The following is a 15,850-nucleotide window of genomic DNA, read 5'->3' on the forward strand; positions in this document are numbered from 1 at the left end:
TTCCCGATGCGGTGCGGCAGGCTGAACGCAGACCGCACCGCATCGGAGGAATCGTGGACACACCAGGACTTCCCGCGAAGATCGACCCGGACGTGCTGACCACCGTCCTCGATGGACGGTGGGCCGAGCTCCGCCGCGCGGTGCGCGCGCAGATGGCCGCGGAGGTCTTCGAAGACCCTGTCGACGTCGACACCGAAACGCATCGCGTCCAGGTGCTCGAATGGCTGCGGCTGCTCGCCCGCACCGACCGGCCGGGGCTCGGCTTCGACCCGGCGTACGGCGGTGGCGGAGATGTCGGCGGCGCGTTGACGTCGTTCGAGATGCTGGGCTTCGGCGATCTCTCGCTGATGGTGAAGGCCGGTGTCCAATGGGGTCTGTTCGGCGGCGCCGTGCAGCTGCTCGGCACCGAACGCCACCACGAGCGGTATCTGCGCGACATCAAGGATCTGGACTTGCTGGGCTGTTTCGCGATGACCGAGCACGGGCACGGCTCGGACGTCCAGCATCTGCGCACCACCGCGACCTACGACCCGGCGACGCGCGAGTTCGTCGTGCACACGCCGGACCGCGGCGCGATGAAGGAGTACATCGGCAACGCCGCCCGCGACGGCGAACTCGCCGTGGTGTTCGCGCAGCTGATCACCGGTGGCGAGTCACGCGGGGTGCACGCGTTCCTGGTGCCGATCCGCGGCGAGAAGGCGCGCGGCGTCGAGATCGAGGACTGCGGCCGCAAGGCGGGCCTCAACGGCGTCGACAACGGACGGCTCACGTTCGACCAAGTGCGGATTCCGCGCGAGGCGCTGCTCGACCGCTTCGGTGACGTCGCCGAGGACGGGACGTACACGAGCCCGATCGAAAGCGACGGCCGCCGGTTCTTCACGATGCTCGGCACGCTCATCCGCGGCCGCGGCCGCGTCAGCGTCGCGGGCAGCGCCGGCAGCGCGACGAAACGCGCGCTGGCGCTGGCCATCCGCTACGGCGAGCAGCGGCGGCAGTTCGCGCGGCCCGACGGCGAGGAGGTCGTGATCCTCGACTACCGCGCCCACCAGCGGAAACTGCTGCCCGCGCTGGCGACGTCGTACGCCCTGCACTTCGCGCAGGAAGGGCTCGTCTCGAAGCTGCACGACATCGCCGAGGACGCGCCGGAGGAGGAGCAGCGAGAGCTGGAATCGCGCGCCGCCGGCATCAAGGCGGTCTCGACCTGGCACGCGACGGCGACCATCCAGGCGGCCCGGGAGGCATGTGGCGGCTCCGGCTATCTCTCGGAGAACCTGCTCGCCGGGCTGAAGGCCGACACGGACGTCTTCACCACCTTCGAGGGTGACAACACCGTGCTGCTGCAGCTGGTCGCGAAGGGTTTGCTGACCAGCTACAAGGACCACTTCCAGGACCTCAGCCCGCTCGCGACCGCGCGGTTCGTGGCGGAGCAGCTCGTCGAGGCCGTGATCGAACGGACGTCCGCGCGCAAGGTCGTTGAGCGGCTCACCGAAGCCGACGACGGCGACGTCCTCTACTCCCGCGAATGGCACCTGAAGCTGTTCGAAGACCGCGAAGAGCACGTCCTCGGCGGCGTCGCGCAGCGTCTGCGTAAGGCGGGTTCGGACCCCTTCGGCGTCTTTAACGACGCGCAGGACCACGTGCTGCGCGCCGGACGAGCGCACGTCGATCGGGTGGTGCTGGAAGCGTTCGTCGACGCCATCGAACGCTGTGCCGACGCGGAGGCCCGCGAGCTGCTGGAGCGGGTCTGCGACCTCTACGCGCTCGCGAACATCGAGGCGGATCGCGGCTGGTTCCTCGAACACGGACGCCTGACGTCCGGGCGCTCGAAGGCCGTCACCGCCGCGGTGAACGCGCTGTGCGCCGACCTGCGCCCGCACGCGCGGACCCTCGTGGACGCCTTCGCTATCCCCGAGCCGTACCTAGCGGCTCCGATGCTGCGGGACTGACCTCGGCGCGCTGCTCGGCGAGCTCGGCCCGCAACGCCTTGACCTCGCGGGTCAGCTCGTCGAGATGCTCGCGGGTCACGGCCTGCGCGTTCTCGTCGGCTTCGGTCACCCGGCGGATCAGCCACGACGCGAGCGTCGCGGTGACCACACCGAGCAGGGCGATCCCCGCCACCATGAGCCCGACCGCGACGATCCGGCCGGTGCCGCTGACGGGGTAGCGGTCGCCGTAGCCGACCGTGGTGATCGTCGTGATCGACCACCACACCGCGTCCGGGAAGTCGGTGATCGGCGCGTCCGGCACGGCGCGCTCGGCGTCGAGCACGGCGAGCGCCGAACAGAACACGATGAGCGCCGTCGCGCCCACGGTGTAGACCACGACGCGCCCGCGCAGCGACAGGCCGGCGTTGCGGTTGAGGACGTTGAGCACCGTGACCAGCCGGAGCAGCCGCAGCTGCCGGATCAGCGGGAGCACGATGATCAGCAGGTCGAAGACGTTGTTCTTCAGGAAGACCCGTTTGTCCTCGGCGTGCTTGAGGCGGACGGCGTAGTCGAGGGCGAAGACCGCCCACGCGAGCCAGGTGACGACCTCGCACCAGACCCGCCCGGTGTGCCCGAGCGAGGGCTGGAGGATCGGCCAGGCGTACGCGGCCAGGAACAGTACGGCGGCGGCGTTGAGCGGCCACTCCATCCGCTTTTCCCACATCGAACGTCTCCTCACCTGGCCTTTCCCAGGTGCGTACGTTAAGCGATGTCGAGGGCCGTTCCATAGAGTTTGTCGGTTTTGAGGGTGATGTAGAGCCTTCGCTCGGCCGCGATGGTCTCGAGGAACTCCGCCTCGTCGTCGGGCTTCTGCCGCTGCGCCGCCAGGTATTCGAGGCCTGCCGTGTCGCCGGGTGTCCGGGTGACTTCGGAGAGTTCCGCTTTCCCTTCCACGACGGCGAAACTCCAGTGATCGGCGCTGGAGACGTACAGGGAGGCGGTCGGGTTGTTGCGGAGCTGCTTGACCTTCAGGCGGTCTTCGGTCGTGCTGATCCGGACCTCGCGCGTCTCCGGGTCCCACGTGTAGACGACGGTGGAGAGATGCGGGCGGCCATCACGCTTGACGGTCGCGAGGGCGCCGAAGGTGTGTCCGGCGAGGAAGTCGCTGAGGGCCGCGTCGTCGAGGCGGCGGGGCGGTGCGTTCTTGGCCATGCGGTGATCATGGCTGGCACGGCGAGGGCGCGGAAGAAGGCACTTTCTTGTGCCAGAGGGAACACGCTTGTGTCCGTCCTGGTCACGGGATCGCGTGAACATGCACGTACTTGACGTACGTGACGTACTTGGGCAGACTGGTTACGACTTATCGGGAGGCCCCTGTGTCCGCTCTGCACTACGACAGCTACACCGAAGCTCGCGCGCACCTGAAGGATCTGTTGGATGCCGCGGAAAAAGGCCGTGTCGCCACGGTTCGGCGTGACTCGGTCCAGGCTGCCGTCGTGGACGTCGAGCGTCTGCGCTACTTCCTCGCGTCGCTTCTGCCCGCGTCCGCCCAGGTCGTAGCCGAGGATGGCGGCTGGTCCGTGTTCATCCCGGGCTTGCCGGTTGCGGCGGACGGCGCCACTTTCGACGAGGCGCTGATCGAGATGGTCGACGCTTTGCGGGAGTACGCGGAAGACTGGCAGTCGCGGCTGCTGGACGCTCCGAACCACCGTGACAACTGGGGTCTGGTCCAGTTGATCAGCCTGAGCGACGACGATCAGCTTCGTGATTGGCTGGCAGGTACCGCGCGGTGAACTGGCCACTACCCACGCGCAAAGACCACGAATCGTTCTGTCAGATCGAGGAGTGGCGCCGGGTTCGCGACGCCCGCGGCCGGACGGGCACGCATCACGTCACCTACGAACTCGGCCTCGTGGACGGCCGTATCCTGCGGACCCGGATCTCGCATCCGGTGGACCGGACCGGGTACGGCAAGAGCATCTGGAAGCACATCCTTCGCGACCAGCTCGACGTCGACGAGCCGTGCTTCTGGTCGTGCGTGCAGGACGGCGTCAAACCCGACCGCGGGCTTCCCGTGCCGCAGGCTGAAGCCCTCCCAGCCGACCTCGTGCACCTGTTGCTTTCCCGGGTCGGCCTCGCTGAGGCCGATGTGGCGGCCATGACCAAGGCCGAGGCCATTTCGAGGCTTCAGCAGTTCTGGACCGAGAACAGCTGACTTGCGGTTAGGCGTACATCGCCAGCCAGATCGCGATGTAGTGCGAAACCGCGGCCAGAACCGTGCAGGCGTGGAAGTACTCGTGGTACCCGAAGGTGTCCGGGAAGTGGTTCGGCCACTTCACCGCGTAGAACACCGCGCCCAGCGTGTAGAACAGCCCGCCGACGCAGAGCAGCACGAGCGCCGCGACGCCGGCGTGCGTGGCCAGTTCGGGCAGGACGAAGACGGCGACCCAGCCCAGTGCGATGTAGATCGGCACGCCCAGCCAGCGTGGCGCGTTCGGCCACAGCATCTTCAGGGTGACGCCGCCGATCGCGCCGCCCCACACGATCGCGAGCACGATGTACCCGGTCGGCTGGGACATGGCCAGAAGGGTGAACGGCGTGTAGGTGCCGGCGATGAACAGGAAGATCATCGAATGGTCGGCGCGCTTCATCCATTCGTATGCTCGTGGGCTCCACAAGCGACGGTGGTACAGCGCGCTGACGCCGAAGACGCCGAGTACGGTCAGGCCGTAGACCGAAGTGGACAAAGCGGCGATACCAGACACAGTGGACGCCGCGAGGCTGATGAGGGTCGCGGCTCCGGCGACGGCGCCGAAGAAGGACCAGAAGTGGATGTGCCCACGCAATCGAGGACGCGTGTCCACCACGGGCGCGGGGCCGGACGGCTGGGGTTCGGTCGCTACGCTCACTCACTCAGGTTACGGCACCGTAGGTTTTTCGCCAGTCTCCGTGGCGCGTCCCACTGGGGCCCTCGGGGTGACTAGTCTCCACTGGCGTGAGTCTTCGGTCCTTCTTGTCAGACGTCGTGTACAGCGCCTACGGCAGGCGCCTGATCCAGCAGGCCAAGGGGCGCCATCCACGCCACATCGCCATCATGCTGGACGGCAACCGCCGCTGGGCGCGCGAAGCGGGCTTCACGGACGTCGCCGACGGCCACCGGGCCGGCGCCAAGAAGATCGCCGATTTCCTGAGCTGGTGCAACGAGGCCGACGTCGAGGTCGTCACGATGTGGCTGCTTTCGACCGACAATCTCGGGCGCGCGGCCGAGGAGCTCAGTCCGCTGCTGAAGATCATCACCGACGTCACCGACGAACTCGCCGCGCCGCACACGCCCTGGCGGCTCCGCATCGTGGGAGCCCTCGACTTGCTGCCGCCAGAGGTCGCGAAGGCCCTCAGCGCGGCCGCGGAGCGCACCGAAGGGCGCTCCGGGATGGAGGTCAACGTCGCGGTCGGTTACGGAGGACGTCAGGAGATCGCCGACGCGGTCCGCAAACTCCTGCTCCAGCACGCCGACGAGGGCACCTCGATCCGCGAGCTCGCCAAGATCCTGGACGTCGACCATATTTCCGAACACATGTACACCTCAGGTCAGCCCGATCCGGATCTGATTATCCGCACCTCGGGTGAGCAGCGGCTTTCCGGATTCCTGCTCTGGCAATCGGCGCATTCGGAATTCTGGTTCACCGAAGCGTATTGGCCCGCATTCCGGCGCGTCGATTTTCTCCGCGCGATGCGCGATTACGCGTGGCGGCACCGGCGCTTCGGTTCCTGACCGGTGACATGACGAAGGCCCCGGCGTGCACTCCGGGGCCTTCGACGTCGTCACTGAAGATCAGTGGTGGTGGTGCTCCAGCGAGTGGAGGACCAGGGCCGGGGTGGTGGCGATGCCCGTGTAGGCACCGGCGACCAGCGAAGCGGCGCCGTAGCCCAGCGCGCCGCCGCCCTCGATGAACGTGTTGTAGGCGTCGCCGAACGTGGGGTCCGGGGTGCCGGAGGTGTCACCAGTGGCGGCGAACGCGGTCCCGCCGACCATCATGATGCCCGCGGCGACGGCGGAAACGAAACCAGCCTTCTTCAGCACTTCGCACACTCCTTGGTAGAGATATTCAGGGATCGGGGGCACCGAAATCCGGTGGGGGTGTCCCGCAGTGAGAAAATTACTCGCTATTCAGGAGTTGTGACCGTCGCGTAAGCCCATTGTGTGAGCCCGAAAAGGCGCGTTTCACTCGGTCCGGTTCTCTGTCTCGGGCACAAAATGCGACCGGCTACCAAGCGTGGTAGAACCCTCGATCCCATCAGGTGAACGCCCTGCGTCGCGTTAATCCATCCGGGTCGCATCGACGAGCGTCCCTGAATGGAGATCATCACTACGGAACGTGATGGTGACCAGGCGTTGATGTCACGCGACCGACAGTGAGATGACGGTTTGGCGAATCACCGTGGTGGCTGCCTGCGCGATCGGCCGGACGCAGGTACCTTCCGGAAGTGAGGGTTCGCGTCCCATGCGGACTCTCGCGGGAGGCCCTGGTCGTGGCGGTTGTCGACAGGGCGGCACAGCCGCCCAGTGGATGCACGAGGGGGCCGGCACCCGGCCCTCGCGGCCGTGCCGACTGACGTCGGAAGACGTCGGAAGGAGCGGTTAGCCAGGGAGGTGCCCGGCCCAGCGAGTGCGGGCGTGGTGCCACGCCCACGAGGGAGATGCCGTCGTGACTGCGCAGCGTTCACCCCGCAAGGCCTCTGGCCGTTCTTCGACCGGTGCCTCTGGCCCGGAGAAAGCCTCGATCTCGCCCGAATCCCAGCGGTCCACTTACGTGCTCGACACGTCGGTCCTGCTCTCTGACCCCTGGTCGGTGACCCGTTTCGCCGAACACGCGGTCGTGCTCCCGCTGGTCGTCATCAGTGAACTGGAGGCGAAACGTCACCATCCCGAACTGGGGTGGTTCGCGCGCGAAGCGCTCCGCATGCTCGACGACCTGCGTCGTCAGCACGGCAGGCTCGACGCGCCGATCCCGATCGGAGAGCACGGCGGCACCCTGCAGGTGGAGTTGAACCACTCCGATCCCACGGTGCTCCCGGTCGGCTTCCGCACCGACTCCAACGACCACCGCATCCTCGCCTGTGCGCTCAATCTGGCGGCGGAACGCGCGTCGGTCACGCTGGTGACCAAGGACATCCCCCTGCGCGTCAAGGCGGGAGCCGTCGGCCTCGAAGCCGACGAGTACCGCGCGCAGGAGGTGACGCCCTCGGGCTGGACGGGGATGGCGGACGTGGACGTCCCGCAGACCCTCATCGACGGGCTGTTCAGCGGCTCTTCGGTGGAACCGGCGGAATTCGGGATGCCCGAGGTCGGTGAACTGCCCTGCCACACCGGGTTGAGGCTGCTCGCGGGCAGTTCGAGCGCGTTGGGCCGGGTCACCGCGGACAAGCGGATCCGGCTCGTGCGCGGTGACAAGGAGGCGTTCGGGCTGCACGGCCGCTCGGCCGAACAGCGGGTCGCGCTGGATCTCCTGCTGGACTCCGACGTCGGCATCGTCTCGCTGGGCGGACGGGCCGGGACGGGTAAGTCGGCGCTCGCGCTCTGCGCGGGGCTGGAATCGGTGATGGAACGCCGCCAGCACCGCAAGGTGGTCGTGTTCCGGCCGGTTTACGCGGTCGGCGGCCAGGAACTGGGCTACCTGCCCGGTTCCGAGAGCGAGAAGATGCAGCCGTGGGCGCAGGCGGTGTTCGACACCCTCGGCGGGCTGGTCAGCCAGGACGTCCTCGACGAGGTCTTCGACCGAGGCATGCTCGAGGTGCTTCCGCTGACCCATATCCGCGGCCGGTCGCTGCACGACACGTTCGTCATCGTCGACGAGGCGCAGTCCTTGGAGCGCAACGTGCTCCTGACCGTGCTTTCGCGGCTGGGCACGGCCTCGCGGGTCGTGCTCACGCATGACGTCGCGCAGCGCGACAACCTGCGGGTCGGGCGGCACGACGGCGTGTCGGCGGTGATCGAGAAACTCAAGGGTCACCCGCTGTTCGCGCATGTCACGCTGACCCGTTCCGAGCGTTCGCCGATCGCGGCGCTCGTCACCGAGATGCTGGAGGACCACGGCTGACCGGATCCGGGGGAGTCCTCTCAGGACAGTCCTAAGAGGACTCCTCCGGGTGTCACCAGCCTGACGGCAGCGGGCGTCCTTCCGCGAAGCCCGCGGCGGACTGGATCCCGAGCAGCGCGCGCTCGTGGAACTCCTCCAGCGTCCGGGCGCCCGCGTACGTGCAGGCCGAACGGACACCGGAGCCGATCGAGTCGAGCAGGTCCTCGACGCCGGGGCGAGCCGGGTCCAAGGCCATCCGCGACGCCGAGATGCCCTCTTCGAACAGGCCCTTCTTGGCGCGTTCGAAGACGTTGTCCGTACGCGTGCGGGCACCGACGGCGCGCTTCGACGCCATGCCGAACGATTCCTTGTACGGCTTGCCCTGCTCGTCGTAGCGCAGGTCGCCCGGGGATTCGTGGGTGCCGGCGAACCACGAGCCGACCATCGCCGCCGACGCGCCGGCGGCCAGCGCGAGCGCGACGTCGCGCGGATGCCGCACGCCGCCGTCCGCCCAGACGTGCTTGCCCAGTTCACGAGCCGCGGCCGCGCATTCGGCGACGGCGGAGAACTGCGGGCGCCCGACGCCGGTCATCATCCGGGTCGTGCACATGGCGCCGGGGCCGACGCCGACCTTGACGACGTCCGCTCCCGCGTGGATCAGGTCGCGCGTGCCCTCCGCGGTGACCACGTTCCCGGCGACCACCGGGACCCGCGGGTTCACCGACCGGACGGCCTTGAGCGCGGAGATCATCTTCTCCTGGTGTCCGTGCGCGGTGTCGACCACGAGCACGTCGACGCCCGCCGCGAGGACGGCTTCGGCCTTCGCCGCGACGTCGCCGTTCACGCCGATCGCGGCGGCGACACGCAGGTTGCCGCCGTCGTCGACGGCCGGGGTGTAGATCTCCGCGCGCAGTGCCGCGATCTCGGTGAGGACGCCCGCGAGCCTGCCGTTCTCGTCGATGCCGAGCGCGAGGCGGCCGCCGTGGTCGTGCAGCCGCTCGAACACCTCGCGCGGCGGAGTGTCCAGCGGGACCGTGACGACCGCGGGCTCCGCGACGTCGGCCAGCCGCGCGAAGCGGTCTACGCCGGCGCAAGCCGCTTCGTCGACGACGCCGACGGGCTTGCCGTCCTCGTCCACCACGACGACGGCGCCGTGGGCCCGTTTGCCGACCAGGTTCAGCGCGTCGGCCACCGCGTCGCCGCCGGTCAGCACGAGCGGGGTGTCCCACACGGTGTGACGGCTCTTGACCCAGGTGACGATGTCGGCGACCGCGGCCACGTCGACGTCCTGCGGGAGGACAACGAGCCCGCCGCGCCTGGCGACCGTTTCGGCCATCCGGCGGCCCGCGACGGCGGTCATGTTGGCGACCACGATCGGGATCGTCGCGCCGGTGCCGTCCACAGTGGACAGGTCGACGTCGAAGCGGGACTCCACGTCCGACCGGTTCGGCAGGAGGAACACGTCGTCGTAGGTCAGGTCGTGAGCGGGCCGATGCCCGTCGAGAAAGCGCACGAGGCCCCAGGATACCCGCGTGGGACAATGGCGGCATGACGGACCGGGACCGTGACGAAGCCGGACGAGCCCGCAACGCGCGCCCGCGAGACGGTCTCGGCAGGCCGCTCCCGTACGGCGCCGATGGTGTCGAACGGCAGCCCGAGGGCATCGAACGCAGCCCCGAGGACACCATCTCCGAGGCTCAGCGCCTGCTCGACGCGGGCCGCCCGTTCCACGCGCACGAGGTGTTCGAGGACGCGTGGAAATCCACCGACGGCCCGGAGCGGGAGCTGTGGCGCGGCCTGGCGCAGCTCGCCGTCGGCCTGACCCACGTGGCCAGGGGGAACGGCAACGGCGCGGCTTCGCTGCTGGAGCGTGGCGCGGACAACATCGAGCCGTTCCGTGAGGCCGGGCCGCACGGGATCGACATCCCGGGGCTGCAGGGTTGGGCGCGGTCGATGGCCGAAGAAGTGAAGGTGCGGGCTCGGGTGGAGCCGGTCGCGCCTCGTCTACTGGGCCAGTAGGGCCGAACCCGAGCGGTACAGCTCGAGCAGCAGCGGCCGCAGTTCCTGTCCCGCGGGAGTGAGCCGGTAGCTGGTCCGGCTCGGGAAGCCCGGCAGCTCTTCGCGCACGGCGAGGCGTCGCGCGGTCAGGTCGCTGAAGGACCTGGCTCCGCCTATCAGCTCTCGCAGCACCAGCGTCGTCCAGCGGCCCGAGATCGCGGCGAGCGCGACCTCGACGGGGCAATCCGGCTCCGGCCGTCGGGTGCGGCCGCGGGCGTCCGGGACGCCTTCTTCGAGGCCGCCTTCAACACCGGATCCGCCGAAATCCTCGACACCGTCTACGAACCGGACGCCGTGTTCGTTCGCCGCGACGGCGACCGACGTCGCGAAGCGTGGCGAGGACGGGCTCTGGCGCTACGTGATCGACAACCCCTTCGGCATCGCCGCGCCTTGAGTACTCGACATACCGCGAGTATGTTACTTCGAGTAGGGATACTGATCAGTAGGTAACGGCGGGAGAAAGCGCGATGAGCGAGCCCAAGGAACTGCTGGCCGAACCGCTGAAACTGCGATGCGGCGCGACCCTGCCGAACCGGCTGGCCAAGGCCGCGCTCAGCGAGCAGCTCGGCGACCGCCGCAACCGGCCGACGGCCGAACTGGCCGAGCTGTACCGGACGTGGTCCCGTGGCGGCGCCGGGACGCTGATCACCGGCAACGTCATGGTCGATCCGACCGCGCTCGGCGAACCGCGCAACGTCGCGGTGCCGCGGGAGCCGGACGCGACCGAGTTCAAGCCGTGGGCGCGGTCGGTCGACGGGACCGAGACCCGGCTGTGGGCCCAGCTCAACCACCCTGGCAGGCAGAGCCCGCGTTTCCTGTCCCGTCAGCCGGTCGCGCCGTCGGCGGTGCCGTTCGGCGACCGCGGCATCCGCTCGGTCTTCGCGACGCCGCGCGCGCTCACCGTCGCCGAGATCGAGGCGATCATCGATCGGTTCGGGGTGGCCGCGCGGACCGTCGTCGACGCCGGGTTCGCCGGTGTTCAGATCCACGGCGCGCACGGCTACCTCGTGTCGCAGTTCCTTTCCCCGCTGACCAACCAGCGCACCGACGGCTGGGGCGGCGACGCGCTCCGGCGGCGCCGCTTCCTGCTCGAAGTCGTCGCCCGGGTGCGTGCCGAAGTCGGCGACGCCGTGCCGATCGCGGTCAAGCTCAACAGCGCGGACTTCCAGCGCGGCGGTTTCAGCGAGGAGGACTCGCTCGAAGTCGTCCGCGAACTGGGTGAAGCGGGCATCGACCTGCTGGAAGTTTCCGGCGGGACCTACGAGAAGGCCGCCATGATGGGCTCGGCCAAGGCGAGCACCCTCAGCCGCGAGGCCTACTTCCTCGACTACGCCGCGAAGGCGCGGCAGGTCACCGACGTGGCGCTGATGGTCACCGGCGGCTTCACCAGTCCGGAGGGCATGGCGGAGGCGCTGCGTTCCGGGGCGCTGGACGTCATCGGCCTCGGCAGGCCGCTGATCGTCGACCCGGCGCTGCCCGGACGGCTGCTCGGTGGCGAGGAGGTCCGTGCCCAGCGCACGGCGCCGAAGACCGGCATCCGGCTGGCCGACAGCCTGCTCGAGATCCAGTGGCACACCCAGCAGATGCACCGGGTGGCCGCCGGGAAACCGGTGGACCGGCGGCTCGGGGCGGTGCGGACGCTAGTACGAGCCGGCGTCGCGGATCCGCTCAACGCTTTCCGCCGGGTCCGGGGCTAAGTAGTCGTCAACTTCGTCTCGACGGCTGAAGGTGCGGTCGAAGCCGACCGCGGCCGCCGCGAGACCGATGAACAGCACACCGATCAGCACGCAGTTGAACGCGACACCGCCGTAGCCGTTGATGCCCGGGTCGACGAACGGGTACGGGTAGAACCCGATGATCGCGCCGCGCACCAGCGTGACGGCGAGCCAGGCCAGCGGGTACAGCAGCGACCACCACAGCACCCGCCACGAGAGCTGGCCGCGCGGCCCGAACAGCAGCCAGCCCGCGACGCACATCAACGGCGACACCTTGTGCAGCATCGTGTCGGCGAACACCGCCCAGCCGTGCAGTTCGTAGAGATCGGCGAGCGCGACCTGGAAGACGACACCGGTCACGGTGATGCCGACCAACCCGGTGAGCCGCAGTACCCCGAACAACGTCGACCGGCCCGCGACACCGACCGCGAGCAGCAGGCTGCCGACGCCGACCAGGATGTTCGAGTCGATGGTGAAGAACGCGAGCAGGTTGGCCACCCGGCCGGCCGGGGTGTGGAAGGTGCCGCCGGTGGTGCCCGCGGAGACCGGGATCTGCGCGGCGAGACCGGCGATCACCACCAGCGCCGTCAGGCCGAACCAGGCACGCGCGATCTTGGAAGCCTGCATTCGCCCACTTTATGGGTGATCGGGTGGCGACGTCCCGTCACCACCGCACGCCGCCACTCGATCGGGGGCGGGACGCCGCCGGGTCTTCCCGCCCACCGGGTCATATCGTGGGAATCGATGGACGTCGAGCGGAGGCCCGGACGCCGCGGCCGGGTCGCGCGGGGTCCGGCGGAGGACAGCGGACCCGTCGCCGGGTTCGCGCGACGGCTGTGGGAACTGAAACGGGCCGCCGGTGACCCTTCCTACGACCGGATGCGTGACCAGTACGGCGCGCTCGCGTCGAAATCGGCGCTTTCGGCCGCGGCCCGCGGGGAGCGGCTGCCCAGCTGGGAAACGTCCTGGGAGTTCGTTCGCGTGCTGGCCGTCGGCGTGCTCGGCGGCGACGAGGACGAGGTCCGCCACGAATGGCGCGGCGAGTGGGAACGCGCGCGGGACGCGCTGACCGCCGGTGCCGTGCCGGAACCCGCGCCCGGACCCGCGCCGGAGCGGTCCCGCCGGACGGCGTTCGTCCTCGCCGGTGCCGTGGCGCTCGTGCTCGTCGCGGCGCTGGTGTTCGTCTTCGCGGTCCCGTTCGGCTCCGAGCCCGCCGCGCCGGCCGGTGACGCGTCCGAATTCGTCGCCGACGTGACCGTGCCCGACGGCAGCGAAGTCGCGGCCGGCTCGGTCTTCGTGAAGACCTGGGAGTTCCGCAACGCGGGAACGGTCGGATGGATCGGCCGCTATCTGGTCCGCGCCGGATCGTTCGGGAATCCGGGCGAATGCGCCACGCCCGAACGCGTCCCCGTCCCGCAGACCGCCCCCGGCGAGCATGTGCGCGTCTCCGTCGAAGTGCGCGCGCCCGACCGTCCCGGGCATTGCCAGGTGTACTGGAAGATGGCCGACGAACAGGGCCACATCCTGCTGCCGAACACCCGTGCCGTGTTCTTCTCGGTCCGCGTCATTTGACTTTCCGGGCCGATGGCCAAAGCGCTGACCTGCGCGGACATTGTTCGTTCGGCCATGGCCATTCCGCGGTCGTGAATCGCTTCCGGAGTGGCTTCGGCGGCCTTTAACGTCGTCGGCGTCCGGGAATTCCGGACGGGGATTTTCCGAAACACTCTCACATTATTTGCGGAAAGGGAATCCATGCGTCCGTACGTCAAGGTCGCCGCACTGGCCGGGACCGCGCTCACCATGGCGCTCCTGCCGGTCACCGCCGCACAAGCGGCTCCGGCGCCCGCTTCGGGCAGTGATCCGATCATCACCTGCGAATCCGGCTATCACGGCTGGATGCGCCGGGCCGGGAAGGACGCGATCTGCCTCAAGCCGGGCACGCGCACTTGGGACGTCAAGGTGTTCGAATGCGCCGGGGATCTGACGGTGCATTTCAAGAACGGCGAGAAGGCTTACTGCGGGGGAAACATGAAGATCGGCCTCGACCTGGCCGTCCAGTCCAATGTCGTCAAGACCGTTGTGGGGAACCGATGAAGAAGAAACTGCTCGCCGTCGTCCCGGTCGCGCTGGCCGGCACTCTGCTGATGGCACCGTCCGCTTCGGCGGCGTCGAAGGTCTGTGAGGGCGGACCGCTGATGGGCGGGAAGACGAAGGTCGTCGAGGTGAGCGCGGGGCAGAGCATCGACATCACCGTGCACAACCACGACTACCGGGGAATGCTCGTCCAGATCATCGACGACACCTTCGACAAGGGCCTCTGGAGCGGGGCCATCGCGCCGGGCAAGGAGCGCACCGTCAAGCACGGCGTGCTCGGGGAGCCGCCGGTGTATCACAAGATCCGCTTCGAGGTGACCTCCAACCTTTCGAACAACTACACGTACAAGATCTCGTCGGACCGCTGCTACTGACGCGTTTCGTCCTCTGGATGCGGTCGTTGCACGCGCAAGGATCGCATTCAGAGGACTAAATGCGGTCAGGGCTTGAGGAGGCCGCGCACGGTGTCGATGGTGTCGGCGTCCGCGGCCTCCTTGTCCGGTCGGTAGCGCACGACGCGCGCGAAGCGCAGCGCCAGCCCGCCCGGATACCGCGTGCTCACCTGAGCCGCGTCGAGTTCGATTTCGACGACGAGCTCCGGCCGCACGTGGACCGCCCAGTCCGTGCGGTGGGTCTCGATCTCCTGGAACGTCTTCGTCTGCCAGGCCAGCAGCTCGTCGGTCATGCCCTTGAACGTCTTGCCGACCATGATCGGCGGGCCGCCGTCGGGGTCGCGGGCGCCGAGATGCAGATTCGACAGCGTGCCGGTGCGCCTGCCGTGCCCCCATTCGGCGGCGAGCACGATCAGATCGATCGTGTGCACCGGTTTCACCTTGAGCCAAGCGCGGCCCCGGCGCCCCGCCGCGTACGGCGAAGTGAGGTCCTTGACCATCACGCCTTCGTGCCCGGCGGCCATCGCCGCTTCCAGCACTCCCTCCGCCGAGGCGGGGCTGACCTCGCCCGGGATGACGTGCTCGCCCGCGACGCGGCGCAGGGCGGCGTTCCGTTCGGAGAGCGGCGCGTCCAGCAGGTCGACGCCGTCGAGGTGCAGGCAGTCGAAGAAGTACGGCCGCAGCAACAGCGCCTTGACCTGCTCCTCGCGGCTGCTGCCGAACCGGCTCAGCGTCTGCTGGAACGGCCTGGGCCTGCCGTCGTCGGTCAGGGCCAGGGTCTCGCCGTCGAGCACCACCGACGTGCACGGCAGGGAACGCACCAGATCCACCAGCTCTTCGACGGTGCCGGTGATCTCGCGCAGCGTCCGCGTGTAGATGTGCACCTCGTCGCCTTCGCGGTGGACCTGGATCCGCGCGCCGTCCATCTTGTACTCGACGAGCGCCTCGGCGTGTTCGGTGATCGCCTCGTCGAGCGACTCCGCCGGGGAGGCCAGCATCGGCCGGATCGGCCTGCCCAGCGCCAGTTTGAACTCCGCCAGCCGCTCGCGGCCGCCCGTCATCGCGGCCAGGCCCGTCACCGGGAGCTGCCCGGACAGCATGAACGCCCGCCGGACATCCTCGACCGGGATCTCGGACGCCGCCGCGATGGCGTCCACCATGATCCCTTCGAGCGCGCCCTGCCGGAGCTCGCCGCTGATCAGCCGGAACAGGAACTCCTGCTCCTCCTTGGTCATCTTGACGAGCAAGGCCCGCAATGTCTCCGCGCGCAGCTTCACCGACCCCGAACCCGACACCGCTCCCACCGTGTCGAAGGCCGTGTCGACCTCGGACACGGTCAACGACGGCTCGGCGGCCGGGTCCGCGTCCACGGCGGCCAGCGTCCGCCAACCGGTGCCGATGCGGCCCTGGGGCAGCTGCCCGGTGAGGAACGCGATGACCGCGGGAAGCTCCAGCTCGCCCGCGGCGCGCAGCACCGCGGACAGGGTGGCGATCTTCGCCTTCCTGGACCTCGTGGCGGCGATTTCGGCCGACGCGGTGACCACCTCGGTGAGCAACATGGATCCATCATGGACCCGGACACCGACAGT

General features: G+C 68.9%; 18 protein-coding genes. 10 read left to right on the forward strand and 8 right to left on the reverse strand.

Features of this window, described 5'->3' with window-relative positions:
• Positions 1-53 precede the first annotated feature (53 nt).
• Positions 54-1,946, forward strand: coding sequence for an acyl-CoA dehydrogenase family protein (locus AJAP_RS04530; protein WP_038508394.1), 1,893 nt, complete (start codon positions 54-56; stop codon positions 1,944-1,946).
• Here the strand turns inward: AJAP_RS04530 and AJAP_RS04535 are convergent.
• Together AJAP_RS04535 and AJAP_RS04540 are read right to left on the reverse strand one after the other, a co-directional pair.
• A complete protein-coding gene (locus AJAP_RS04535) occupies positions 1,903-2,649 on the reverse strand; it encodes a potassium channel family protein (protein ID WP_038508396.1) in 747 nt (248 codons plus the stop codon). The two genes, AJAP_RS04530 and AJAP_RS04535, sit on opposite strands and share 44 nt — an antisense overlap.
• Positions 2,650-2,687: 38 nt before the next feature.
• Complete coding sequence (locus AJAP_RS04540) at positions 2,688-3,137, reverse strand: pyridoxamine 5'-phosphate oxidase family protein (protein WP_038508399.1); 450 nt, start codon at positions 3,135-3,137, stop codon at positions 2,688-2,690.
• A 164-nt stretch (positions 3,138-3,301) separates the two neighbouring features.
• Here AJAP_RS04540 and AJAP_RS04545 point away from each other — a divergent pair, with 164 nt between their 5' ends.
• Both AJAP_RS04545 and AJAP_RS04550 read left to right on the forward strand, forming a co-directional pair.
• A complete protein-coding gene (locus tag AJAP_RS04545) occupies positions 3,302-3,718 on the forward strand; it encodes a prevent-host-death protein (RefSeq protein WP_038508402.1) in 417 nt (138 codons plus the stop codon).
• Positions 3,715-4,140, forward strand: a complete 426-nt coding sequence (locus AJAP_RS04550) for a hypothetical protein (RefSeq protein ID WP_038508404.1) — start codon at positions 3,715-3,717, stop codon at positions 4,138-4,140. The genes AJAP_RS04545 and AJAP_RS04550 overlap by 4 nt, the downstream gene beginning before the upstream one ends.
• A 7-nt stretch (positions 4,141-4,147) precedes the next feature.
• Here the strand turns inward: AJAP_RS04550 and trhA are convergent, their stop codons facing one another.
• Positions 4,148-4,789: a PAQR family membrane homeostasis protein TrhA gene (trhA, locus tag AJAP_RS04555; RefSeq protein ID WP_037342457.1), complete on the reverse strand. Its 642-nt coding sequence runs from the start codon at positions 4,787-4,789 to the stop codon at positions 4,148-4,150.
• Between the two features lie 131 nt (positions 4,790-4,920).
• Between trhA and AJAP_RS04560 the strand changes: the two genes are divergently transcribed.
• Positions 4,921-5,697 (forward strand): isoprenyl transferase, encoded by a 777-nt coding sequence (locus AJAP_RS04560; RefSeq protein WP_037306485.1) that lies wholly within the window; start codon positions 4,921-4,923, stop codon positions 5,695-5,697.
• A 60-nt stretch (positions 5,698-5,757) separates the two neighbouring features.
• On the opposite strand, the gene AJAP_RS04565 is transcribed toward AJAP_RS04560, so the two are convergent.
• Positions 5,758-6,006 carry a hypothetical protein gene (locus AJAP_RS04565; RefSeq protein ID WP_038508407.1) on the reverse strand — a complete coding sequence of 83 codons (249 nt, stop codon included), beginning with the start codon at positions 6,004-6,006 and terminating at the stop codon, positions 5,758-5,760.
• A 730-nt stretch (positions 6,007-6,736) separates the two neighbouring features.
• Here AJAP_RS04565 and AJAP_RS04570 point away from each other — a divergent pair.
• Positions 6,737-8,023 (forward strand): PhoH family protein, encoded by a 1,287-nt coding sequence (locus tag AJAP_RS04570; RefSeq protein ID WP_148311662.1) that lies wholly within the window; start codon positions 6,737-6,739, stop codon positions 8,021-8,023.
• 52 nt (positions 8,024-8,075) lie between these two features.
• Here the strand turns inward: AJAP_RS04570 and guaB1 are convergent, their stop codons facing one another.
• On the reverse strand, positions 8,076-9,515 hold the full coding sequence (gene guaB1, locus AJAP_RS04575) for a GMP reductase (RefSeq protein WP_038508412.1): 1,440 nt from the start codon (positions 9,513-9,515) through the stop codon (positions 8,076-8,078).
• A gap of 35 nt (positions 9,516-9,550) precedes the next feature.
• On the opposite strand from guaB1, the gene AJAP_RS04580 reads away from it, so the two are divergent.
• On the forward strand, positions 9,551-10,021 hold the full coding sequence (locus AJAP_RS04580; protein ID WP_038508415.1) for a DUF309 domain-containing protein: 471 nt from the start codon (positions 9,551-9,553) through the stop codon (positions 10,019-10,021).
• On the opposite strand, the gene AJAP_RS04585 is transcribed toward AJAP_RS04580, so the two are convergent.
• A complete protein-coding gene (locus tag AJAP_RS04585) occupies positions 10,007-10,192 on the reverse strand; it encodes a winged helix-turn-helix transcriptional regulator (protein ID WP_228694860.1) in 186 nt (61 codons plus the stop codon). The genes AJAP_RS04580 and AJAP_RS04585 overlap by 15 nt on opposite strands.
• Positions 10,193-10,527: 335 nt before the next feature.
• On the opposite strand from AJAP_RS04585, the gene AJAP_RS04590 reads away from it, so the two are divergent.
• Complete coding sequence (locus AJAP_RS04590; RefSeq protein WP_038508421.1) at positions 10,528-11,757, forward strand: NADH:flavin oxidoreductase/NADH oxidase family protein; 1,230 nt, start codon at positions 10,528-10,530, stop codon at positions 11,755-11,757.
• On the opposite strand, the gene AJAP_RS04595 is transcribed toward AJAP_RS04590, so the two are convergent.
• A complete protein-coding gene (locus AJAP_RS04595) occupies positions 11,701-12,402 on the reverse strand; it encodes a Pr6Pr family membrane protein (RefSeq protein WP_038508425.1) in 702 nt (233 codons plus the stop codon). The genes AJAP_RS04590 and AJAP_RS04595 overlap by 57 nt on opposite strands.
• Before the next feature lie 117 nt (positions 12,403-12,519).
• Between AJAP_RS04595 and AJAP_RS04600 the strand changes: the two genes are divergently transcribed.
• From AJAP_RS04600 to AJAP_RS04610, 3 genes are all read left to right on the forward strand, one after another.
• Positions 12,520-13,347, forward strand: a complete 828-nt coding sequence (locus AJAP_RS04600; RefSeq protein WP_038508427.1) for an NBR1-Ig-like domain-containing protein — start codon at positions 12,520-12,522, stop codon at positions 13,345-13,347.
• 180 nt (positions 13,348-13,527) lie between these two features.
• A complete protein-coding gene (locus tag AJAP_RS04605) occupies positions 13,528-13,869 on the forward strand; it encodes a hypothetical protein (protein ID WP_038508430.1) in 342 nt (113 codons plus the stop codon).
• Positions 13,866-14,243, forward strand: coding sequence for a hypothetical protein (locus tag AJAP_RS04610; protein WP_038508432.1), 378 nt, complete (start codon positions 13,866-13,868; stop codon positions 14,241-14,243). Before AJAP_RS04605 ends, AJAP_RS04610 begins: the two co-directional genes overlap by 4 nt.
• Before the next feature lie 65 nt (positions 14,244-14,308).
• Here the strand turns inward: AJAP_RS04610 and AJAP_RS04615 are convergent, their stop codons facing one another.
• Positions 14,309-15,820 carry an ATP-dependent DNA ligase gene (locus tag AJAP_RS04615; RefSeq protein ID WP_038508435.1) on the reverse strand — a complete coding sequence of 504 codons (1,512 nt, stop codon included), beginning with the start codon at positions 15,818-15,820 and terminating at the stop codon, positions 14,309-14,311.
• Positions 15,821-15,850: the final 30 nt, after the last annotated feature.

It is taken from the genome of Amycolatopsis japonica, assembly GCF_000732925.1.
GTDB classification, from domain to species: Bacteria; Actinomycetota; Actinomycetes; order Mycobacteriales; family Pseudonocardiaceae; genus Amycolatopsis; species Amycolatopsis japonica.